17 protein-coding genes are annotated in these 22,974 nt (G+C 68.9%); 9 read left to right on the forward strand and 8 right to left on the reverse strand.

Annotation, left to right across the window (positions count from 1 at the left end; translation table 11 throughout):
- Nucleotides 1–150 precede the first annotated feature (150 nt).
- Complete coding sequence (locus AC08OV_RS05525; RefSeq protein WP_476619389.1) at nt 151–660, reverse strand: hypothetical protein; 510 nt, start codon at nt 658–660, stop codon at nt 151–153.
- A gap of 444 nt (nt 661–1,104) precedes the next feature.
- Between AC08OV_RS05525 and AC08OV_RS05530 the strand changes: the two genes are divergently transcribed.
- The 4 genes from AC08OV_RS05530 (at nt 1,105) to AC08OV_RS05545 (ending at nt 4,681) form a co-directional block, all read left to right on the forward strand.
- On the forward strand, nt 1,105–1,953 hold the full coding sequence (locus tag AC08OV_RS05530) for an SAM-dependent methyltransferase (RefSeq protein WP_476619413.1): 849 nt from the start codon (nt 1,105–1,107) through the stop codon (nt 1,951–1,953).
- A 641-nt stretch (nt 1,954–2,594) separates the two neighbouring features.
- A complete protein-coding gene (locus AC08OV_RS05535) occupies nt 2,595–3,365 on the forward strand; it encodes a hypothetical protein (RefSeq protein ID WP_476619390.1) in 771 nt (256 codons plus the stop codon).
- Nucleotides 3,366–3,534: 169 nt separating this feature from the next.
- Complete coding sequence (locus AC08OV_RS05540) at nt 3,535–3,999, forward strand: hypothetical protein (RefSeq protein WP_476619391.1); 465 nt, start codon at nt 3,535–3,537, stop codon at nt 3,997–3,999.
- Nucleotides 4,000–4,120: 121 nt separating this feature from the next.
- Nucleotides 4,121–4,681 (forward strand): AAA family ATPase, encoded by a 561-nt coding sequence (locus AC08OV_RS05545; RefSeq protein WP_476619392.1) that lies wholly within the window; start codon nt 4,121–4,123, stop codon nt 4,679–4,681.
- A gap of 9 nt (nt 4,682–4,690) precedes the next feature.
- Here the strand turns inward: AC08OV_RS05545 and AC08OV_RS05550 are convergent, their stop codons facing one another.
- The 3 genes from AC08OV_RS05550 to AC08OV_RS05560 all read right to left on the reverse strand — a co-directional run bounded on the left by AC08OV_RS05550 (nt 4,691) and on the right by AC08OV_RS05560 (nt 11,749).
- Nucleotides 4,691–6,115 (reverse strand): hypothetical protein, encoded by a 1,425-nt coding sequence (locus AC08OV_RS05550; protein ID WP_476619393.1) that lies wholly within the window; start codon nt 6,113–6,115, stop codon nt 4,691–4,693.
- Nucleotides 6,116–6,703: 588 nt separating this feature from the next.
- The gene (locus AC08OV_RS05555; RefSeq protein WP_476619394.1) at nt 6,704–8,167 is read right to left on the reverse strand and encodes a hypothetical protein; all 1,464 of its coding nucleotides are present in this window, start codon (nt 8,165–8,167) and stop codon (nt 6,704–6,706) included.
- 336 nt (nt 8,168–8,503) lie between these two features.
- Nucleotides 8,504–11,749, reverse strand: a complete 3,246-nt coding sequence (locus tag AC08OV_RS05560; RefSeq protein WP_476619395.1) for a hypothetical protein — start codon at nt 11,747–11,749, stop codon at nt 8,504–8,506.
- 225 nt (nt 11,750–11,974) lie between these two features.
- Between AC08OV_RS05560 and AC08OV_RS05565 the strand changes: the two genes are divergently transcribed.
- The 4 genes from AC08OV_RS05565 (at nt 11,975) to AC08OV_RS05580 (ending at nt 14,825) form a co-directional block, all read left to right on the forward strand.
- Nucleotides 11,975–12,157, forward strand: coding sequence for a hypothetical protein (locus AC08OV_RS05565; protein ID WP_476619396.1), 183 nt, complete (start codon nt 11,975–11,977; stop codon nt 12,155–12,157).
- A gap of 169 nt (nt 12,158–12,326) precedes the next feature.
- Nucleotides 12,327–12,926: a hypothetical protein gene (locus AC08OV_RS05570; RefSeq protein WP_476619397.1), complete on the forward strand. Its 600-nt coding sequence runs from the start codon at nt 12,327–12,329 to the stop codon at nt 12,924–12,926.
- Nucleotides 12,923–13,915: an exonuclease domain-containing protein gene (locus AC08OV_RS05575; protein WP_476619398.1), complete on the forward strand. Its 993-nt coding sequence runs from the start codon at nt 12,923–12,925 to the stop codon at nt 13,913–13,915. The genes AC08OV_RS05570 and AC08OV_RS05575 overlap by 4 nt, the downstream gene beginning before the upstream one ends.
- A 94-nt stretch (nt 13,916–14,009) precedes the next feature.
- On the forward strand, nt 14,010–14,825 hold the full coding sequence (locus AC08OV_RS05580) for a PIN domain-containing protein (RefSeq protein ID WP_476619399.1): 816 nt from the start codon (nt 14,010–14,012) through the stop codon (nt 14,823–14,825).
- Between the two features lie 130 nt (nt 14,826–14,955).
- Here the strand turns inward: AC08OV_RS05580 and AC08OV_RS05585 are convergent, their stop codons facing one another.
- Both AC08OV_RS05585 and AC08OV_RS05590 read right to left on the reverse strand, forming a co-directional pair.
- On the reverse strand, nt 14,956–15,201 hold the full coding sequence (locus AC08OV_RS05585) for a hypothetical protein (protein ID WP_476619400.1): 246 nt from the start codon (nt 15,199–15,201) through the stop codon (nt 14,956–14,958).
- Nucleotides 15,202–16,155: 954 nt separating this feature from the next.
- The gene (locus AC08OV_RS05590) at nt 16,156–16,953 is read right to left on the reverse strand and encodes a phosphotransferase (protein WP_476619401.1); all 798 of its coding nucleotides are present in this window, start codon (nt 16,951–16,953) and stop codon (nt 16,156–16,158) included.
- Between the two features lie 286 nt (nt 16,954–17,239).
- Between AC08OV_RS05590 and AC08OV_RS05595 the strand changes: the two genes are divergently transcribed.
- Nucleotides 17,240–18,700, forward strand: a complete 1,461-nt coding sequence (locus tag AC08OV_RS05595; protein ID WP_476619402.1) for a hypothetical protein — start codon at nt 17,240–17,242, stop codon at nt 18,698–18,700.
- A 397-nt stretch (nt 18,701–19,097) separates the two neighbouring features.
- Here AC08OV_RS05595 and AC08OV_RS05600 read toward each other — a convergent pair whose 3' ends face one another.
- Both AC08OV_RS05600 and AC08OV_RS05605 read right to left on the reverse strand, forming a co-directional pair.
- A complete protein-coding gene (locus AC08OV_RS05600) occupies nt 19,098–20,846 on the reverse strand; it encodes a UvrD-helicase domain-containing protein (RefSeq protein ID WP_476619403.1) in 1,749 nt (582 codons plus the stop codon).
- Nucleotides 20,843–22,765: an ATP-dependent nuclease gene (locus AC08OV_RS05605; RefSeq protein ID WP_476619404.1), complete on the reverse strand. Its 1,923-nt coding sequence runs from the start codon at nt 22,763–22,765 to the stop codon at nt 20,843–20,845. The genes AC08OV_RS05600 and AC08OV_RS05605 overlap by 4 nt, the downstream gene beginning before the upstream one ends.
- Between the last annotated feature and the right edge of the window lie 209 nt (nt 22,766–22,974).

Consider the following 22,974-nt stretch of genomic DNA (forward strand, 5'->3'; position numbering starts at 1 on the left):
AATCGCTGGCGGCCGAACCGGTGCCACCCGATGATCCGGTCGTCGGCGACATCCTGGCGGCGGCCGACGCCTGGGATCTTCTCGCCTACTACCAGGACACCCACGAGGTCCCGAACAGGCCACACCCGGCCTGATGATTGTTGCGGACGTTCAGCGCGGGAGCTGCGCGGCAAGATCAGGGATGCCCGCGGTCAACAGGCGGTGCATCGCCGCACCCGGCGTCCGCTGAAGCGCCTGGACCGGGACGTCGAAGTACTCCGCGTCGTCGAACACCGGCTGACCGCCGGGACGGCGGGCGAACGGGACCCAGCCGTAGTCGACACCGTCGGCCGGGTCGCAGCTCATCCAGGTGATCGCCTCCGTCTCCCCCGGCAGCAACGGCGATGTGAACAACGGCCGCGCCTGGATGATCCCCCCGTCGTCGAACCAGACCTGCGGCACCGCGAACACCCAGCGGCGGGTCCCGTTTGCCTGGGCACGGGCCGCGGTCCGGATCTCGAACTCCAACGCGGTCGCCCAGCTGAACAGGTAGTCGTAGTCACTCACGATCAGCGTGCGCTCGCCGTGTAGCCCGACGATGGCCGGGTAGTCACCGGCGCGGACGGCCCGCTGCACACGGCCGGTGATGTCCTCGACCAGGACCGCGGTTTCGCTGTTCATAGCCCAGCCCTTCCTTCCAGGTTCCCTCGGCGAGCCCGATGGCTCGTCGGCGTGGCCGGAGTTGGCCTTTCACTTCTGGTACGGCGAGGGCGCCGGCCCAACCGTCCGCCGCCGGCGCGGAAACCTCTCCCGTCCCGAGGGCGGCGGGAGCGGCGTGGTGGCGGCTCCTTGCCCTCACCCGGATACGGCGACCAGGACGGCCGAAACGTCCGGCCATCGCCCAGAACCCGGTCCTCAGGGATGACCCGCGCCATCGCGGGTCAGGACCCGCAGAAACGCGGCGCCGACCGCCGCGTCAAGACCGCGCGGCACGCGCGCCCCTGGCCGAGCGCGGCCCCTGCGTAGCGCACCCTGTTGGCGACGTTCCGTCTCCGGCGGATTAGGGTGAATCGTGTCGGTCGTCGGCTGTGCGGAGGGGGCACCGTGACGGGGAAGGACGGCTCGATGCCGGTCGGCGCGTCAGGGTGGGATTGGACGAGCGTGACGGATGACGCGGCAGCCAAGATCGACTTGAAGACGGATCAGCCTCACGCGGCCCGCATGTACGACTACTACCTCGGCGGGAAAGACAACTTCCCGGCCGACCGGGAGACCGCGGAACAGACACTCGCGGCCTTCCCCACCGCCAGGACCGGCGCGCAGCAGAACCGGGCGTTCATGCACCGGGCAGTGCGCTACCTCGCGGGCGACGTCGGCATCCGCCAATTCCTCGACATCGGGACCGGCATCCCCACCAGCCCAAACCTGCACGAGGTCGCCCAGAAGATCGCACCCGACACCCGCGTCGTCTACGCCGACAATGATCCAATCGTGCTGGTCCACGCCCGCGCGCTGCTGGCCAGCAGCCCGGAAGGACGGACCGCCTACCTCGACGCCGACGTCCGCGACGTCGACGCGATCCTCACGTCCACCGACCTGCGCGACACGATCGATCTCACCAAGCCCGTCGTGTTGTCGCTCCTCGCGATCCTGCAATTCATCCCCGAGTCCGACGGCCCCCACGAGATCGTGCAGCGGCTCCTCCGGGAGCTGCCGTCCGGGAGCTACCTCGTGCTCTCCAACCCCACCATCGACTTCAGCCCCGTCGACGGCGCGCGGGCAGCGCAGATCTACCGGTCACGCGGGGTCACGTTCGAGCCCCGCAACCGCGCGGAAATCACCCGCTTCTTCGACGGCCTCGACCTCGTCGAACCCGGAATACAACCCGTCCACCGCTGGCGACCCGACGCCACCGTCCCGGACCTGACCGACGCCAATGTCAGTATCTACGGCGGTGTCGGCCGCAAGAACTAGCGAGCGGCACGCGGGTTGGTGGTGTCCTCGACCAGGACCGCGGTCTCGCTGTTCATAGCCCAGCCCTTCCTTCCAGGTTCCCTCGGTGAGCCCGACGGCTCGCCGGCGTGGACCGAGTTGGCCTTTCACTTCTGATACGGCGAGGGCGCCGGCCCGACCGTCCGCAGCCGACACAGAACCCCACGCCCTGTGGCGGCCGACGATGCAGCGCCGCCTTCTGTGCCGTCGCCCAGATACGGCGACCGGGACAGCCGAACCGTCCGCCGCCGCCCAGAGCGCGGTCCGAACCCGACCATCGGTCTGGGGCCGTAGCAAGGAGCCGGCCGGCCGTCTGCGGGGGCACAGGACTCCTCTGACCGGCGTAGCCACGAAGCAGCGGATGGTTCTCGCCTTCACCCCTGATACGGCGGCGGTGACGGCCGAACCGTCCGCCGCCGGGCAGATCGGCCGGTCGGGCAGCACGGTGTCACGGCCGGCCGGTCCGTCAGTCGCTTATCGTTCGGTTCCGACTACATCGGGGTATAGGCCGATTTACGATTCGGGATGTGCCGGGATCGCGGCGGCGTAAGCCGAAGACGCCCACCGGGGCACGCCGAACCCCACCCGCAAGGTCCCACCGAGCCGACCGGCTCATCGGCGCGGTGCCCGAAGAGCATCTTGAGGCCATCCTCCTGCGGGCCCCGGTGGACCGGTTGCCGATCTGGCTGCTGCCGCACCTGTACCGCTACCACGTCACCGGCGCCCAGGCGAACCACTGCGTCGATGCCGCGCTGACCCTCTGCGCGGCCTTCGGCCAGCTCGGGATTCCGGCCCGTCCGTGGCCGGTACGTCTGCTCATCGAACCGGACGCGGCCACGTGCGCCACCCTGTACGGCGAGAACCCGCGCTGGGAAGGCGACGTGTTCCGCGGCCACTGCGTGCTGTGGCTTCCCGAGCACGCCCACTTCATCGACGTAACCCTGGAGCAGTTCGACGAGACCGCCGGGCAGGACCCCCTCGTCGGACGCGCAGCAGCGTACGCCGGACAGGGCGCACGGTCGGGCCAGCCGGCACCCGACTGGGCCACCGCCGGCGGCACCGCGCTGATACGACGCAACAACTGCCACCTGGCATACACCGCAGGGACAGGCGACCAGGCCGCCGCGATGCTAGCCGCACCCCTCGTCCAAGCCCACGCCGCCGCCCACCACCGGTCCGGCACCAACCTCGCGTCCGCCGCCATCCTGATGTGCGCCGCAGAACCGGAGATCCTCGCCCGAGCGCGCTCCGGACCGTTCCCCCGCCTGCGCACACTGCTCGACGCCCTCGCGCACGCGCCAGCCGACCTCGACGACGACGGGAACTGGCGATTCGCCTGGCCCGGACCAGACGGCACACCCCGCCCGTCACTACTCGACGAGATCCCGCTATAGCCACATCGACGGCGCGATCACCATCTACTCCGGGCTGGCGCATCAGCGTCCTGCCGCCGGGCGCAGGACTGGTCGTTGACCGCTGTAGGCCGCGGATCGCCCCGTTCACCCCGCGTCGACCGCTCCCGGCCGCCAGGCTCGAAGATCGCCCCCAGCAACGAGGAGACCCGTGACCGACGACGCGACAGCCCGCCTCACCGCCGATGTAAACCGGCTCCTGGAGCTTCTCGACCTCCTACCCATCCCCGACCTCGACGATCACCAAGCCTTCTGGGAAGCCTTCGCCCACGCTCACTGGACAGACTGGCAGCCGGCCTACTTCGTCGGGAAGCTGGCAGTCGGCATCGAGGAACTGGACACCGACCCCGCCAACGCCGCTCGCGCGCGCGAGCTGGCCGAGTACTGCCTGATCTTCTTCGACGGCGACAACCCCGACCTGTGGAAGGTACTGGACAGGGCGCCAACCGACGGCCGCAACGGGCGACGACTCGCAGAGTCGCTATGCAAGGCCGCATGGCAGATCTACGTTCCCTTGGAGTCCGCCCGGCGACGCGAGGAGAAGCCAGCCCGACGGCGCACTCAAAGCATCTGGAGGCTACGACAGCAGATCGACCGCAGCGACGACCCTCAATAGCGGTGGCCCGCCCAGGCCGTCGTGCGCCCAGCCCGGCTGCGAGGAAAGGACCTCCTCGACCAGGAAGGCGACGCTGTCCAGCGCGCCTCCTGGCCGATCACCCGGACCTATTCTGTCGCCTATGCCGCGCCCCTTGGACTCCGACCACCTACCGTCATTGGTCGTGCTGCGCGGCCCATCGTGCAGCGGCAAGACCACGACCGCGCTCGCAATCCGCAAAGCGGTCAGCCGCGGCGTGGCGGTCGTACAACAGGACGTGATCCGTCGGGAACTGCTCAGGGAACGCGACCAGCCGGGCGCGCTGAACATCGACCTGATCTCACTGATCGTGGCGCGGTGCCTCGCAGCTGGCTACGACGTGATCCTCGAAGGCATCCTCGACGCCTCCCGCTACGGTGGCGCACTGCGAGCGGTCATCGCCGCGCACCCGGGCCCGGCCCACGTCTACTACTTCGCACTGCCCCTGGAGGAGACACTGCGCCGGCACGCGACCAAAGCCAACGCCAGCGGCTACGGCGCCCGCGAACTCGCCGCGTGGTACGTCCCCGATGACCTGCTCGGCGTCCCCCACGAGAAGATCATCAGCGTCGGTGAAAGTCAGGACGAGATCGTGTCGCGCATCGTCACCGAAGCCCTGCCACCCCGGGCCCGCCCTGGCCACGTACCCGCAGCCCAGTCATGATCTTGTTTGTCAGTTCGGGTCGGTGAGCTGCGCGAGCCACGCTTTGAAGGTCATGGAGGCTGAGGGCTTGGCCTGCGCGGCGACGGCGAGGGCCTGCCATCGGCCGATCTGGTCGCCGCAGACCTCGATGATTCTTTCCGCGATCTGCTCGGCCCGGTCGGCGTAGCCGAGTACGTGGCGAGCGGGGATGAGGTCTAGGAGTTCGGGTGTGGTGTAGCGGCTGCGAAGCAGCCCTTCGGCGGTGAGGTCACGCTGCGCAGCGGGGCCGCGGAGATAACGCGCATGATCACGAAGTACCGCCACCGGGTCAGCGTTGGCGGCCAACTCGTCGTCTCCGGGAACCTCGACGTATCTGGGTTGGCGGGCGGCGGCCTCCCGGTGGAGCCGGTCGAGCTGGACGCGACATGCCTGCGCGAGGTCCTCGTCGGCCTGCTCCAGCACTCGCCGCAACGTCTGTTCGTCCAAGGTCGGCAGGAGAGCTGCAAGATCGACGCGGGGCGTCGCGGGATTGGCTACCAACGCCACGATGGCGTCGCTGCGCTGAGTGTGCTCGTCCGGGATATCGGGGTAGTAGCGGACGATCGACGGCTTGTGTCGTACGGGCTCGGCGGCGGCCACCGCAGCTGCTGACAGGAGAACGGGATCGTCCGTCAGCGCGGCGAGATCTGCGATGCCCGACCAGTCCGGCCCAAGGTGCCTGCGCTGCGGGGTCCAGCCGTCATCGACAGCGTCCTGAGCGATCTGGCGCAGTACGTCCACCGCGATCACGCGAAGCCGAGGTCGGCGGCGGGCATGCCTCGCGGCGACCGACATACGCAGTTCGCCATCCAGCCAACTGGGGGTCTCCTCCCGCCCTGCGCGCACATCGTCGAGGGTCACCGTGGGAAGGCAGGCGACCAGCACGTCATCGGGAAGGTCTTCTGGATACTCCAGAAGGACCGAGCGGACGGTCCTCACGTGTTTGCTGTCCTGGGCGAGGCCAGTCCACAGGTGCGGCACGGGTTCGAGCAAGTCCCAGATCGCCTGCTCTCGACGCCGATCCTCTGCCTCGATCCGCTTCATGACCTCGTCCTGCTCACGATCGGTCATCTCAGCAAACCCGGTCGGACGCTCGCGTTGCACCATCAGCGCGTCGAGCAACGCCAAGCGAACGTCGTCGGGGATCACGGCGCCGATCTGCCGCTCCCACAGGTAAGGAACCGAACGCACGTCACCGGGTTGCAGCCTGGCAGCCATTTCGCGCGCCATCACCAGCCAGCCCTGGGCGGCGCAGTACACCACCAACGACGGGTCGGCCCCATGAACGGCTTCGGCCGTCTCCACGAGAGCGGCCTCAGCTGGCCAACGCTCCAGCATCGGGACGACGTCATACCGCCGGGCGGCACGAACAAGATCCGCCCGAGCGTCCGGGTCCAGATCGGGGCGATCAGCCACGTCTCGCAGACGATCCGGGGACATCGCCGCGACAGCGGTCACCAGCCCCCGAATACTCCTACCGCTCAGGTTCCGGCTCCGGATGAGAGCCTCCACCACCGATGCATCCACACGTCACCTCCGAATCTGGCCGCACGGCCACGCTCCAACGTCTCCCACAGCGCGCACCCTGCCGGCGTTCCGACGGCCTTCGTGCAGCCAAAGTCGCCCTTCTCGCTTCGAAGCGCCGGGCCGAGGCAGGTGAGGGATCACAGGCCGCGAAAGGCGACGGCGACCGGTCCATCGCGGGCCCGCGCGGGCCTAGCGGACCCGTCGGGGATAGCCCGTTGACGCCACTCGATAGGCCACGTGCGGGGAGTAAACCTTGATCGCGCCGCACGCGGTGCCGGCTTCTTGGCCCTCACCCAGATACGGCGACCGTGGCCGCCGAACCGTCCGGCACCGCCCGGCCGGGGTCGCCCACGCCAAGGCAGCGGATCTATCTCGCCTTCACCCTGATACGGCAGTCCTTGGCGCCGGACCGTCCGGCGTCGGGGCGCGTCCAGCCGGACAGCTCGGGCGACAGAAGCCGGCCCTCGCCCCCTGGTCTCACATCTCACCATCCTCGGCATCGCCGACGTCGGGCAGCCAGGATCCGGCGCGAGCCGCTTCGAGCTGCTCGCGGGTGAGCACAGTCCCAGGTGGGAGCTTGAGGGCGGTCAGCTGGACAAGAGGCTCCGGCGGAGACTGAGTCAGGTCGGCACCGGGTGCGGTGATGTCGTCCAGAAGCCGATCGATCAACTCCGCGAGGCAGCCAGGACCGGTACCCCCGTAGCCCCAGCTCAATCCGCACTGCGCGGCCTGGGGCGCCGGATAGAGGGTCCCGTCCGCGGTTCGCACCCAGATCGGCTCGTCGAGAATCAGCTCCGCCAGCGGGCTCGTCGTGGGAAGCCGCTGTGGACTCGCGAGAAAGATCCGCTCGCCGTCCTCGGTGACGCTCCGCAGCGCGGGCGCGTCGGTCTCCGGATCGATGAACACGACCCCGTCGCGGCCGAAGATCACGAACGCGGCGGCGCGGGGAGACGGCTTGAGCCGTCCCGCCCATTCAGCCACGAGCGGGCGGGCCGGATCGGCTTCCTCGATGCTCCCGAACGGAAGATCCTCGCCGTTGTCCCAGCTCATCAGTTCACGCACGCAGTCGGCAGCGAGGGTGTCCTGCCTGCTGAGCACATCGAGCCAGCCAGCCCGTCGCTGGTGCACGTCGAGATCGTCGGTGTCCGCGGGCGGGACCGCCATCGGACGGGCCGCGACCACGACCGTGTCCTCGTCCGCCGTCCTGGCGAGCATCTTCAGGATCTGCTCTGTCGACTCGGTCTCGCGGTATTGGCAGGTCCGGGCGAGGTTCAGCAACGTCCGCGCCGCCGGATGGCCGTCCTCATAGCTGGCCGCCAGCCGGAGCAGGGCCGCCGTGTCGAGCGGCAACTTCACCGGCGTCGTCACCGTTTCCTGGCCCGGCGACCAATCCAGCATGAGCCGGCCGATCCGCAACGGGCTCGGCCAGTAGGGAAGAGGACAGCCGACCACCTTGGCCAAGGTCCGCCAACCGATCTCGCCCCGACCGCCCCCGCCGACGTCCGTCACCGCGGGCCCGGTCACCCCGAAGTCCCACTCCACCATGGCAATGCCAGCGGCATCGCGAAGCTCGCTTCCAACGTTCCGGAAGCGAAAGGTCTGACCGGACAGCGGCCACACCATCGCAAGCACACCCGCGGCAGTCCGCCACCGCAGCGCGATCGCCGAACCCTCCGCGACCTCCCGCCCGCCCAGGTAGACCGCCGGCGCCTGTGCGGCGGGCCAGTGCTGCACAGGTACCTGCGCGGCCAACCCCACGGCGGGATCCGCTGCCCAGGAGTAGATGCTCGCTCTGGTCCAGGACGAGCCGCCATCCTGCACGCTCCGGGCTTGCGCGAAACGCCCCGTACGTGCCAGCCACCACAACCGCCAACGGGGAACTCCCAGAAGCTGCGCACACCCCGACAGGTCCAGAAGATCGGCGTCCGAAGGCCAGGTCATCGCATCCCCAGGGTGTCCGTTGTGTGCTCGAATGCATCCGGTGCATAGGACATGGCGCAGCGAACCCAAGCTGGGCTAGCCCTACACGTCAAACACGTAGTGCCGCCAAAAGGATGCTTTCAGTAGCATAGCGACCTGTGGTCTACGGTCATGGTCGTTACGCCAGATCGGGCGCTAGAGATCTTCACAGATAGCCATGTGGACGTTTCCCGGCGCCGCCAGGCCTAAAGCCGAATCGCGCCGTGACGATGGGCGCTCGCGGCGGACGTGGACCGTGCTCGCACGGCGATGCCTCGCTCAGCCGGCCACTTCTCCCTCGACGCACCGGCAGGATGATCATTCCAGGTCGTCCCATGACCAGGGGGCGGCGGGGCTACCATCTGGTTCCCGTCCAAACCAGAACTGCTCCGGGTGGCTCTTGAAGGTCAGAAACTGGTCGAAGTGTCCCGCCGCGGGTAGCCCGTCGACGAACGCGGCGACCTGGTCCTGCGCTCCCATCTCGCGCAGCCTGTCCAGCAGCCTGGTTACAGCGGTCGGGTTGCCGAGGGAGATGTGCGCCGCGGGGTAGCGAGCTAGCAGTACAGCCACCTGATCTTGCTCTCCCATATCGCGCAGCCAGTCCAGTACCCCGACCACGGCGTACGGGTCATCGAGGGCGATGTGCGCGGCGGGGTTACGGGCCAGCAACACGGCCACCTGCTCCTGTGCTCCCATATCGCGCAGCCGGTCCAACATCCCGATCACGGCATGCGGGTCATCGAGAGCGACACTCGCGGCAGCCCGCTTGGCGAGCGTGACGGCCTGTTCCTGTGTCGCGATCTCGCGCAGCTTGTCCAGCAGCGTGGCTACGCCGAACGGAACGTCGAGGGCAGCGCGTGCCGCTGCCCGCTCGGCAAGCGTGGCGACCTGGTCCTGCGTTGCGATCTCGCGCAGCTTGTCCAGCAGCGTGGCTATGGCGAATGGGTCGTCGAGGGCGGCGTGGGCGGCGGCTCGCGTGGCGAGCGTGGCGACCTGGTCCTGCGCCCCCACCTCGCGCAGCCTGTCCAACAACTCGATCACGGCGACCGGCCTGTCGAGGGCGACGTGCGCGGCGGGGTTGCGGGCGAGCAGCACGTCCACCTGCTCTTGTGCTCTCATCTCGTGCAGGATTTCCAACAGCCAGGCCACTGCAGACGGGGCATCGAGGGCGATGTGGGCGACAGCCCGCTCGGCTAGCGCGGCGGCCAGTTCCCGCTCGTCTATCTCGCGCAGCCTGTGCAGCAGTCGGGGGACATCGAACGGGTCGTCGAGGGGGACGTTTACGATCCGCTGGGCCAGCATGGTGGCCTGTTCCTGCGCCCCGAACGCGCGCAACCAGCCCAGTATCCCGATCACGGCGGTCCGCCCGTCGAGGGCGATGCGCGCGGCGGGGTCTCGGGCTAGCAACGCGGCCATCTGCTGCAGTGCCCCCACCTCGTACAGCGTGGCCAGCAGTTCGGCCACGGCGCCCGGGTCGTCGATGGCGACGTGCGCGACGGTCCGCCCGGCCAGCGCGGCCACCTGCTCGCCCGCCCCCATCTCGCGCAGCCCGCGCAGCAGCATTCCCACGCCGAACCAGTCGTCCAGGGTGACGTGCGCGGCGGGGTCGCGGGCCAGCAACGCGGCCAACGGCTCCTGCGCCTCCACCGCGCGCAGCGCATTCAGCAGCGCGGCCACGGCCTCCGGGGCCGTGAGGACGGCATGCGCGGCAGCCCGCTCGGCCAGCGCGGTGACCTGCTCCTGCGCCCCCACCTCGCGCAGTTTGCTCAACAGTCCAGTCACGGAAAACAGGCTGTCGAGAGGGACGTGCGCGGCGGGGTCGCGGGCCAGCAACGTGGCCAACGGCTCCTGCGCTCCGATCTCGTTTAGCTGAGTCAGCAACCCGCCCACGGCGTCCGGGGCGTCGAGGGCGATGTGCGCGGCGGCGTGGTGGGCAGGGCGGCGGTCTGCCGGGTGCAGGGCGTGTAAGTGGTCGACCAAGGTGCGGGCGGCGGCCGGGTCGCCATGGGTGGCGGCGTGTCTGTGGAGTTGGATGGCGTCGCGGTACAAGCCGCGAGCCCAGGCGGCGTTCCCGAGGGCGCCCATGTCGGCTGGGTAGGCATGTGCGGCAGCCGCGGTCCAGAAATCGACGGGTGGGACCTGATCGGCACGGTGGCGGCGGCCGTACTGATCGAGGTAATCGGCCAGCAGGTACAGCACCCCGGACCCGGAGCCGGTTGGCAGTTCGGCGGCGCGGCGGGTGCGCTGGTTGCGAGGCGTTCCAGCCCTGACGGGGATGAGGATGCCGGGAATGCCCTTATAGGGCGTCTTGACATAGTCCAGGGCCTGTTCTAGCCAGTCGTTTCCGGTCTGTTCCTCCCACTGGGCTTCGGTGAGGTAGCCCGGTGCTGCCTCAGCCAGCCACGCCCACGGCAGGCGCGGCCCCGCGCCCAGGCGCCGAGCGTCCATCGCGGCGTTGATCAACGCTCTGGTCGCAGGCGAGGCCTGCTGGTAGCGGTCGACCAGGACCGGCCCCCCGGCCAGGTACTGGGTGATCCGACCGTCCCGAGCGTGGTCGCCAGCCTCAGCAAGCCGGGGATCGCGCCCGGCCTGGCCGGCCAGCGCCTCCAGGTCGCCGACGGTGAAGGAGTCCGGCAGATGGACGGCGTGTCCGTCCAGGAGTTCTCGGGCCTGGGAATGCAGGTCCGGCTGCCCCGGAGGCGGGCGGGTGATCAGGCTGTCCCAATGCTCGGACCACAGGGTGGCCAGGACCAGCACCGGGCCCTGCCCCCGCGTGCGCAGCAGGTTCCGGAGCCCCGCGGCGACCTGCTCCCCGAGCGGATCCGGCGACAGGTAGTCCTGGGCCTCGTTCAGCCACACCACCGTGTACGGCCCGACCCGGGGCAACTCGGCCAACGCGGCATCAGGGCGGGTCGGGTCGATCGGATGCCACAACCGCCACGGCTCAGGACGCTTCCGCAGCAGGTCCAGCGCCTCCCAACAGGCTCTGGTCTTCCCGGTCGAAGAGCCGCCCACCAACACCGCGATACGGCAACCATCTCCGACGGTCTCGGCCACTACCTGAGTCACCTTCTGATCGTGCTCCCGCGGCACGTACACCGGCAGATCCGGCAGACCTACGGTGTCGCCCTCGATAGGCCGGTGAACCTCCAGCTGGAACGGGTCGGTCACCTCCGCTAGAGGACGACCCGGCCGTGTCCGTTCCAGCACGGCGCGGGCCTGCTCGGCGACCACCGCCTCGCGCACGCCTTCAGCACGTCGGCGAGCCTTCTCATAGTGGGCTCGCCGCCACAGCTCCTCGTCGAACAACGCGACCGCCGAGGCATCGACCGGGGTCCCAGCGCGACGGGCCTGCTCCCGCATCTCCCGCACGATCACCAGCAACTGGTCGATCTGCTGGGGAAAACGCCGCCCACTCAGCCATGCTCCGACCGTGGTCGGGCTGCCCTTGGTTGCCTTGGCCAATGCCCGATCAGAGGGCAGGCCCTGCAGCATGACCTTCCGGAATCGGGCCAGCGCGTCGATCAGCGCGTCGAAGCCCCGTTCCTGCGCGTCGACCGCCACTACACCGCCCTCAGGTCGCTCGCCTGCCCGAGACGATGTCCAACCACCGCCTGGACACCCAGCACTGTCGTCACCTCGTTGGTGTGCACCCTAAAACGCCCACCAGCCGCCTTCCGGTCAAGGTGTCCAACCTCCGGTCCGATCGCTGCGGGACACCCCCCTGTACAGCCAGCCTCGGCTCCACACGGCCCACACGAAGGGCCGGACTACCGGAGGAAGCCCCGCATGAGCCCCATCCAGATCCTGTCCCTGCTGCTAGCCCTGTCCGCCGCGCTGCACACAGCCACCGCCACAACCTTGATCGCGCGCAGGGCCGGCGCCGATACCCCCAGCGCGATTCTCACCGGCGCGGGCGCAGGGGCCACGGGCCTCAGCCTGTACCTCACAGCCGTCTCCACCTACCACTGACCGCCAGCAAAACGACCATGAACGGACCAACAGGCCCATCTGACTGGTCGCGGCGAGACGTATGTCGGGGTGAGTCAGGTGGCGCGTGGTCGCGGTCGTCCCGGTATAGATCGCTTTCGCCCCCGGATGCTAGCCTCGCCGGGCATCGGGCCACACGGGGGAGGCGTTCGTGCACGGGATCGCGACCATCGACCGAAAGCCAGGCAGCGACACCATCGCCGTCTGGATCACCAACAGGACAGAGCCGTCGCGAGCGCGGAGTGTCAACGCTGTCGTCATTGACGAGGTCAACGACCCCCGCGCACTTGAGAAGGTCAGGTTGTTGACGCGCTGCTGCGTTGTCCTGGCCACGGACGGCTCGTCACTGGAAGGACTACCGATCGAGGGCGAGCACCTCACCGTCGCGGACTTCAAGGCCCTGGTCATCGAGACCGAAGGGCATCAGCAGCGGATCGTCGCGGAGATCGACGCCTACAAGCAGCGCACCAAGTCCAAGACCCTCGTCTCGCCGACCTTCCTTGCCAGCCCGAAGATCGACGACTTCCCGCCGGCCGCGGACACCCCGAGTCAACGCGCTCTGGCGACCGCGAACTTCGTGGCCAGCGTGTGGATGTCCTGGCTCACAACCGACGAGGAGCGGCGCAGGCGCACCGTTCAGCCGAAGACTCAGCTGTCGCCATGGATCATGCCCGAGGAACTGAACGATCCGACGGTGCCGGACTTCCCGCCCGGCTTCGGCGGCCGGCTCCACGAGCAGCCGCTGGTGTGACGGTGCTCGACTACACCGCCATCGACTTCGAGACCGCCAACTCCTACCGCGGCTCGCCGTGCGCTGTCGGACTTGTCCGCGTCCGCGGCGGCGCCGCCGTGGACCAACGCCGCTGGCTCATCCGTCCCCCAGCGGCAGTCGACTACTTCGACGCCTTCAACATCATGATCCACGGCATCACCGAAAGCATGGTCGAGAACGCGCCCAGGTGGAACCAGGTGCTACCCGCGCTCCTCGACTACATCGGCGACGACATCGCCGTCACCCACAACGCCGGGTTCGACATCGGCGTGATCCGCTATGCCTGCGCCGTCGATGAGATCTCGTGGCCGACGATGAGGTTCCTCTGCACGCTCGTGATGTCCCGGCGGGCGCTAGCACTGCCCTCCTACCGACTGCCTTTCGTCACGGACGCGCTCGGCTACCAGCTTGACGATCACCACGACCCGCTGGCCGACGCGAAGGCGGTCGTCGGGATCATCGGCGCCCTGGCGGCCCGAGAGGGCGCAGGCGACATCGAGGCCCTCGCTTCGTCGCTCCGCGTGTCGGTCGGCACGATGACCGAGGATCTCTACAATGGAAGCCTCTCGAACGGCGGCAACTACTCGCTGGTCCATCCAGACGTCAACCCGGATGCAGACCCGGACGGCTATCTCTACGGACGCATCGTGGTGTTCACCGGCACGTTGATGTCGCTCACCCGTCAAACCGCATGGGAGGAATGCGCCCGCGTCGGCGCGATCCCGGAACTCAACACGACCAGGCGAACCAACGTCCTGGTCGTCGGTGACATCAACCCGACGGTCCTTCGCCCCGGAGCAAACCTCACCGCCAAAGCAGCCAAGGCGTTCGCGTTGCGAGCCAAGGGCCAGGACATCGAGGTCATGACCGAGGACGACTTCCTCCGCTGCCTCGACGGGAAAGCTCTCACCTCGCCTCGACCGGACACGAGTCGCCCTATTGCAAGATCGGCCCGCCTACCCCGCTGAGGTCCATCCTCATCCGTCGAGCCTGCTCACAGAGAACGCAGGTGCCTGTGGCACGGCTGGGGGGCCGAAACCTCGCTGTGAAAGTCTCGAACCCGTGGTTCTACGAACGGGTGCGCTGGACCAGGCGATCGCCACTGTGGATGATCTCGTGCGACGGTGCGCGGGTGTCAGGAGTGCGCTGCCCACGGCTGGCCTGGTGGACAACGGCTGGCGGCAGTATCTGGACTGGGTCGACGAATGCGAGCGGCAGCTGCGCAGCCTGTTCGCAGACCCGGCCGTCATCGCCGACTTGCACACCGAACGCTACTGGCACCTGGTCACGGACGCGTCCCCGGTGCGCCGGGCGGCTCTCATCGCCGCCGAGATCGAGCTACAGGTCCACCGCCTCGAGGACCTGGCCACCCGACTGCGCGGCTACCTGCGCCTGCGAGATCGGCCAGGCACGATCACGATCGTCGACACCAACGTGCTGCTGCACTACCAGCCGCTCGATAAGATCACATGGAGCCGGGTGGTCGGGCAGCCGCAGGTAAGGCTGTTCATCCCGCTGCTCGTCTTGGACGAACTCGACGACAAGCGGTACCTCGGCAGCGACAAGATCCGGGCGAGAGCCCGCAGCGCGATCAAACCGCTCGACGACCGGCAGGACGCGCTCGCGCGGGACGGCTACGCCGAGCTCGCCGACAGGACGACCGTCGAATATCTTCTCGATGATCCCGACCATCGCCGCCGGACCAGCCCCGACGAGGAGATCCTCGACCGCGCCAGCTTTCTGGCTCAGGTCACCGGCCAGCCAGTGGCACTGGTCACCGCGGATCGAGGGATGCGTGTTCGCGCCACCGCTCGGGGCTCCGGCGTGCGCGCGGTGCTCATGCCTGACCAGTACAGCCGCGATCAGGACACTCCGTAGAGGCCTGCACGCACGACGTGCTACGTCCAGGTCTCGGGCTCGCCGTTGGTTTCGGTCGGGCTACAACCATGATCCGCTCCGCGACCGTCGCGTGACGGTCGCGGAGCGGACCCGCGGTGCCCAGGGGCGGCTAATGCCCGTGGAAAGCCGCCACAGCCGCGAGCGCTGCCGCGACCGCGCCGACGATCCCAGCCTCGACGCCGACAGCGGCCGCGAAGGTGCACGCACCTGTGCGGAGCGCATCGATCTTGGAAGGGGTAGGGGGTGCGACCTTACCGTCCTTGATCCACTGTAGGAACGCGGCAATCAGTCCGGCGACGACAGCTACGGTGAGCCCAAGGGCGGTGACAAGGAGAACGATCAGTCCGGAGTACACGGTGCTCCTGCACCGCGCCGCGCCCTCCCCGGCGGGACGCGGCGCTCGCTAGGAGTGCCTGTCGGTCGATGAAATGCCTGCGCGAAGCCCTGTGCCTGTTCAAGCCGGGCGCCAGATGCCACTGGGCCGGGGAAAGCCAGCGGCGAGCAGAAAGCGGCACAAACGAAGCGTGAGTGTGCGTGTCCGGGGCGTCGCACCCAAGAACGCAAGGACTGCTCGGACCCGCCGAGCAGCGGCGCCGGAACATCCGACGCGGTCAGGCATGGTCGGAGCATCGCGCCCCGAAAGGCTCGGGGCGTCGCGCCCCGGAAGACAGGGACTGCTCGGACCCGCCGAGCAGCGGCATCGGAACCGAAACCCCGATGCGGCCGGCCATAGCCCAGGCGTCGCGCCCAAAGTTTTGGCTGGCGGTGCATGCCGCCATCGCGGCGGTTCGGTTACGTTACCGCCGGTCACCAGAACACGCAAGAACCCGCTGTAGTCCAGCGGACACCGTGCTGGAGGATCAAGGCACCGCCTGCGCTCGACGGAACCAGTCCTCGTCACAGCTGGCCTCGCATTGGATCATCCTTGGCATCGGAGACGTCGGGGAGCCAGGATCTGGCGCGAGCCGCGCGCGAGTCAGGACGTTCCCGCGTGGGAGTTTGAGGCCGGTCAGCTGGACAGGAGTCTCCGGCGGAGACCGGACAGGTCGGCGCCGGGTGCGGTGATGTCGTCCAGGAGCCGGTCGATCGGCTCCGCGAGGCAGGCAGGACCGGTGCTCCGTAGCCCAGCTAACAGGGCGTTCGAATAATAGAGCCAACAGTTTGTCAAGTCCCGGTGGGGCTCGGCGTGGTTGCTTCGGTGGCCGCCCGGGTTCAAGACCGATCCTCTCGGGCTCAGGTCGAGGTCGACGCGACACGCGGACCGGTTCTCCCGGCCGGCGCGGCGGCCTTGCGGGCGGTGCGGTCGTCGTCAGGTTCCGGCGGCCAGGCGGGCGGCTGCGCGGCGCCAGCGTGCGGGGCTGTTGCCCCGCGAGGCGCGGGCGCGGCCAAGGCAGTTCCACGCGGCCCACAGCGCGAGCTGCCGTTTGTCGAGCGCGGGGTAGGCGTCCCTCGCTCGCTGGAGGCGGGCAGCCAGGCCAGCGGCCTCGCCGCAGCCCCGCACGCACCACGCCGCCGCGTCGTACTCGGCCGGCCCGAGGAATCCGATGGGGTCGAGGACGACCCAGCCACGGACGCTGTCGAGCACGGTGTTGACGGGATGCCAGTCGCCGTGGAGCTGGACGGGACGGTCGAACGTCAGCTCCCGGGCGATCGTCTCGGGGTGGACCGGGAACGCCTCGGGTTCGCGGTCGTGGTCGTGCCTGTAGATGTATAGCTCGTCGGCGTGGTAGCGGCGCAGCCACTCCTCGTTGTCGTGGACCGGTGGCGCCCGATGCATTCTCGTCAGCAGTCGCATGGAATCGGCGAGACCGGCGCGTGCGTCAGCGACGGTCGGGCGCTGTCCGGTTTCGTAGGTCATGACCACCCAGTGGGTGGGCCCGGTTCCGCTGTGGACGATCTGCGCGCACGGGATATCCAGGTCGGAGTAGGCGCGCAGGACGGCCGCGAACGTGGTCAGGGGCCCGTACTGGGTTTTCAGGACCAGGTAATCGCCGTCGTCGTCTTCGACAAGGAGGGTTTCCCCTTCGCCGGACCCGCTGAGGTCTCGGACAAACCACAGCCCCAGGCGCTCCATGACGGCCAACAGCGAGCGGTCGGCGACGTCCATGGCTCCCGACGACGGCGGTGGTGGTGCACCGCCTACTGTCGGACTACCGGATTCCACCCTGTCGAAGATAATGCCGCTACGTCCCCGTTCATACGGCGACCGGGACAGCCGAGCCGTCCGCCACCGCCCTGCCAGAGCGCCCTGGCCGACCCGCCCTGTCGGTGATCGGAGGCTGCGAACCACGACGCCGAGCGGCCCGCCGTTCTCGCCGGGATCTGACGATCGCCGCCGCCCTGGCCGGCAGAGGGTCTGCCCGCACGGCGGATATCGTGTGGAGGTGGGCAGTATGGGCGGTCTGGTGCCGCTGTGCATCGGGACCGCCGACCCGGCGACAACGCCGGCAACGTCCACGGCTAGGACACAGCGCAGCCCCTTGCTCCGTCAGCGACCCTCGCCGCTTGCCGATCCACAGATCGAGTGGCAGGCGTACGGCGTCGAACCGCGGTGGCTGGGTTGGGAGACCAGCAACTGTGCCGCAGCGCTCGATCCGACCGGCGCCGGTACTACGGAGCTGAGCCGGTTCTTCGAGGGCGCGAAGCAACGCGGGGAGATCGCGATCGTCGTCGCCACGCTGGGACGCGATGATGCCGACCTCGTCCGCGGCAACCTCCTGAACGACATGCCTCCCAGAGTCGGCCTCGCAGGACACGGCTTCGTCCAAGGCCGGCCGACTCCCAGGGGAACACGACCGGAGCTGGCCGCCGAACTTGGACGAGCAGAACGTGATCTTGGTCTGCGGCTGCGCAACGCCCGTCCCGACGCCGCATGGTGGTCTCTCGCGCCCGGTTCCCAGACCCTCCACACAGCATTCGGGCACAGTTGGACCGAGAACACCGATAGTGATCTTCACCCGGTGCTTGTCGACTCCCTCGGCGAGCCGGTCGTAGCGGTCTGGCTTTCGCCGGACAAGGACCAGCGGTGGTACATCGTTCCGCACGACACCGACTGGAACCTCCTGCTCGACTGGCTGGTCACGCAGGCACTCCCGCAGTACGTGCCCGCCGCCCTGTACCGCGCCCGTTCAGCCCTGCACGTGGATCCAGACCTGCAAACGCTGGCGGAACGTTCGGCGCGCACGGCCCTCGACGACATGGCCGCCAGGCACGCCGATGAGCGGGCACGCCTCGAAGCTGACCTGGCGCAGGCGCAGGCCGCCGCCGTGGAGATCCGTCACGGCCTGCTGTATGGCACCGGCCCGGAGCTCGTGAACGCGGTCAACGCGGTTCTCACGGCGGCAGGCTTCACTACTGTCGACCTCGACGCCGCGATCGGTGACACCAAGTCAGCCGACCTGCTCGCGACCATCGATCAGCAGCGCCGCCTCATCGAGGTCAAGTCCGCCAGCGGCGCCCCGCAAGAGAAGCTCGTCGGGCACCTTCAGGGTCATCTCCAGACCTGGCCAGCTCTTCGACCACACGAGCCCGTCGGCGGCGGAGCACTGATCGTCAACCACCAGTATCGAGACCTCCCCTGCGACCGGTCCCCCCGGGTCTACAGCCGCCCCGAGTTCGTCGCGACGCTGCCGTTCCCCGTGATCGGAACCCGCGCGCTGTTCGACTGGTGGCGCACGAACGACTGGGAAGCGATCCGGCGGGCGATCCTGGGAGCAGGAAGCTCTGCGGTCCCTGGTCCTGACCCCAGCCAGCCCCACAACACCACCCCGGATCCCGGCGCCGCTCAAGCCGCGAGTCCGCCACGATCACGGGCACGACCAAGAATCGCACGGTGGCGTCACGCGGGTAGGTAGAAGGTCAACGGCCACAGATGCTTGACGGCCATGACCGGCGTGACGCGAGGCGCCGTGTCGGGTCTGTACTTCTGATACGGCGCGCTGTCGACCCGACCGTCCGCTCCTCCTGCGAGACGCCCGCGATCTCCAAGCGGGCCGACAGGTCCGGCGAGCCGGCGCCCCTGTCTGTCTCGGCCTGGGTGAGGGCGGTGCCGACGAGCCGGCAGCAGGCACGCCGGAGCAGATCCTGCGCGACTGCGTCACTATGGCGGCGACCATGTCCCGGCTGATGCACCACGCGGACCCTTATCCGATCCGCCTGCTCGGGTGGATCGGGACGGGGCGCCTGAGCGGGCGCGGCCCGGCTTCAAGAAACCGGATCACCACGAAGGTGCTGGCGTCCTGCCGACCTGCCCTACCGCAGCTCGGTTCGAATGCTGTGGCGGTCGAAGTGTGCCAGGAGTTGGTCCCGGTGGGCAGGGGGAACTACGAGGCCGAGGAGTTGTCGGGCGCGGGTGACCCCGACATATACCACTCGCAATGCCTCGGCGATCTCTGGCGCAGAGCATGAACCGGTGAGCCAGGCGGTCACAGTGCGGTCGGTCACGGCTCCGGTGGGCATGAACAGCAGCACCGCGTCGGCCTGGTCGCCTTTGACCTGGTGCACGGTGCTTAGTCGCGGCCGGGCGCCAGCTGCGGCTGCGGGTGGCAGTCCGGTGACGGCGCGGGCTGCGCGGGCGGCGTGGCCTGCGGCGCAGACCAGTCTGTTCCTCGTCCGTGTTGATCCGCTGGCCGGCGGGTGCTGAGTTAGCACGGTGGCGGCAGCTGGCACCCATGTGCTCATGGGCTGATCGAGCGGCGGCATGGCGGTTGCGATGCGGTGCAGCAGCCGCTCGAAACCGGCCTGGTCGATGTCGTGGGTGGTGAGGATTTCTGTCGGCGTATGGTCGTCGGCGTCGGTGTACCACCAGCGAAGCACGGTCCGAGCGAGTATGTCGTTTGCTCGGTTGCGGACTCGGCGAGGTGCGGTGGGGTACTCGTTGGCAATGCCGACCGCCCAGGCGAGCGCACCGGCGTTTGAGGACGGAGGCGTGGCGGCGCCGGTGTAGGTCTTGGGCAGGGTGGCTTGGGCGTGCGCGACAACCAGACAGTCGCCGGGGCTGATGTCCAGCTTGGCGGCGTAGGCGACAAAATCTGTCGTGATCGCGTCCCTGTCCGCGTCTGTGTAGATAAGGACTGGGTGAGGGGCGTCGTGATGGTCGGCGACGGCCGTGTCCGGGACGCGGCGGGCCGGGTCGCGCAGGGTCGCGGCGACTGCGCAGATGGTCTTGGTGCTACGCCAGTTGTAGGTCAGGTCGTGGCGGCCCAACCGGGTGGCGAGGGCGGTCAGGGTGTCGGTCGCGGCGCCGCGGAAGCCGTAGATCGACTGGTCGGGATCGGCGACGACGACAAGTGGCAGGCCGGCATCGTGGAGTTGGTTGAGGATGTACAGATCGGCGGCCGAGCAGTCCTGTGCCTCATCGACGATGAGTTCGGCGTATTTGGCGGTCAGCAGTGCGCCGAGCGGTTCCCCGTGAGCTGTCAGGTTTCGGCAGGCATGTGCGCGCAGTTCGGCCCCGGTGAGGAACCCGGCACGTTCCAGGTCCGCGCGGGCGCGGTTGGCCTGCCCTGCCCAGCCGACGGGTAGTTGTCCTCGTCGGGCAGCGCCGGTGGCGCGTACCGTCCACGTGTCGGTGTGCGGGTCGTATCCGAATTCCGCATCGTCAAGGTGATAGCTCTGCCCGCAGACGAACCGCGCGGAGCGGGTCGGGGCGTCTCGCCAGGAATCCAGCCGTCGCCAGGTCCGGTCGGGTGGAAGGAACGGGCGGACCAGGTGTAGCCACAGGAACGTATCCAGTGTGCCGACGAAGTTCGGATGATCGATGAGGTCGAACCGGCCGGCCGCGGTGCAGCGGCGGTGGATCTCGGTGGCAGCCACGCGGGTGAAGGAGGTGATGGCTCGGCCCTGCCGTGTGGGTAGGCCCCGGTGCAGGTGTCGGTCAACGATGACGCGGGTCTTGCCCGCTCCGGGGCAAGCGATCGTGGCGAACGGCGGGTCGGCGTCGATCACCCGTTGCTGGGCCGCGTACGCCTTCGCGCGGACGACGGCGAGTTCGGCGCTCACGCGGCCGGCCGGGGGGCGGCGGTGAGCCAGCGCAGCCCGTTTTCTAGGTATGTCGGGACATGCAGTGGGTCGCCCTTGTTCTCGATGGCGTCAAGGAAGGCTTGCGCGAAGTCGCCCTTGCGCAAGCAGGCGTCCTTGAGCTTGGCCGCGAACGCCGCCGCCCGGCCGTCGTCTCCGGCTGCCTCGACTGTGGCCTTCGCGGTCTGCCACGCCTTGGGCTGCTGGGCTGCCCACGCCGCCCACACCGCGACGTCGTTGCCGGCGACCAGCAGTTCCGACTCCAGGGTGGTAGGCGCGCAGAACACAGCGGCGTGCTGCGTGGCGCCGAGGGTGGCGATCAGCGCGTTGAGCTCGCCGATGCGCGCCGCACCGGGCCGGTGGGGGTTCTGGGTGTCAGCGTCGGTAACCACCGCAACGCGCTGACCGATCCGTCGGCCGCCGGAGGCGGTGAGGAGCACCTTCAAGTACGGGGCGAAGTCGACGCCGTCGATGGGCACCAGCACGGTGCCCACGAACCGAGCCCGCTCGATCGACCCGGGCGGGAACAGCCTGTCGGCCATGAGGGGGACCACGAGCGCCTCGGCGATGCCTTCGACGAGCATCACCCGCGGACTGAACAACATCGCGCTGCGGGTCGCGTTGAGGTAGCGGTTGAGTTTGCCCCGATCAGCTGCGGACAGGCCGAGTGCAGCGATGTTGATCGCGGCGGTCTCGTACCTGGCCACGGTCTCCCCTGCGTCGCTGGTAGCCGGATCGCCGGCGCTGCCCAACAGCACCAAGGTCGGCGCGGTGTCCGCCGTCGAGGAAGCCGACGTCGCCGACGCGGCAGCAGGCGTCAACGGTGCGGGTGCCCGCCGTTGCAGCACGACCAGATCCGTCACATCCGCCGACGCGGCCAACGACGGCGCGTGGCTGGTGATCACGACCTGGAGGTATCCGCGCCACCGACCCGATGGCGGGGCGGCTCGGCTGGCCGCGACGGCGTCCCGGAGATAGTCCACCAGCAGCGCTTGCAGCGGCGGGTGTAGGTGCGCCTCGGGTTCTTCCACCAGCAGCAGCGTCAGGTCCGCCTCGCGGGCCGCATCGAGCTGGGCCAGGACGGTGGCGATGAACAACAGGTTGGCGTAGCCCATCCCGGACTCGGCGATCTCGCGCGGCACCAGCCCGGCGTCGGCCATCCGCACCCTTAGCGCCCGAGCCAGAGCCTGCACCGATGTAGCCGCGAATCCCAACCCAGCGCATTGCTCGTACGCACCGCTTGTCAGCCGGGACAGCCGGGCACCGATCCGGTCGGTCGCGGCGGCGATAACGGGGTGGGCCTCGACCTCGGCGAAGCGGCCCTGGACGAAGTCGAGCATTCCGGCCTCGTCGACTGGCGCTCCAGCGACGTCCCGGATCGTGTCCGGACCGGTGAGCAGGCTGTCCAGGATGGTCTGGATCCGTGCGCCGGCACCGGATCCGAGATCACGGGCCGCGTCACGCAGCGGTGGAAGGTACACATGCCGGAACCGGTCCCGGCCCCGAGGCTGCGGGTCGCACGGGTCGGCTCCGCTGCCGGCCACCCAGCCGACCTCGCCGCGGATCTGCCCAGGCCCCGGGGGGATGTAGCGCAGCGTGTACAGCACGCGATCCAGCTCCGGGGCGGTCGCGTGCTGGTACGCGGCAAGGTCCTCGGCCGATCCCGTGTAGGTCGCCCGCAGCGTTACCTGGTCGAGGCCGGCGCCCCGGAACACGTCGTCGCGGTCGAGGTAGAGGTTGCGGCGGCCGTCGATCGGGTCGGTCAGCAGCCGTAGTGCGTCGATCACGTTGGTCTTGCCGCCGCTGTTCTCTCCGACGAGCACTGACACGTCGCGGCCCAGGGTGACTGACACCCGGGACAGGGACCGAAAGCCATCGACGTCGAGCTGACTCAGGTACAACCCTGCGCTCCTTTGCGCACTACGCCACCGGTTCCGGCCGAAGCGGCTCCGCCGGTGGGCCCGAGTGCCCGCCGTTGGTGGACCGGGACGGGCAGTGAGGCTGAACATTAGAGTGGCAGCAACATCAGCGTCAAGTCAGGAGGAATTTTTTGTAGCACGTTGGCGGTGGTCTAGTCTGCTGCTATCGTCGGTAGCAGTGGAGTGTGCCG

It is taken from the genome of Frankia sp. CeTa3Moorea (assembly GCF_978021225.1).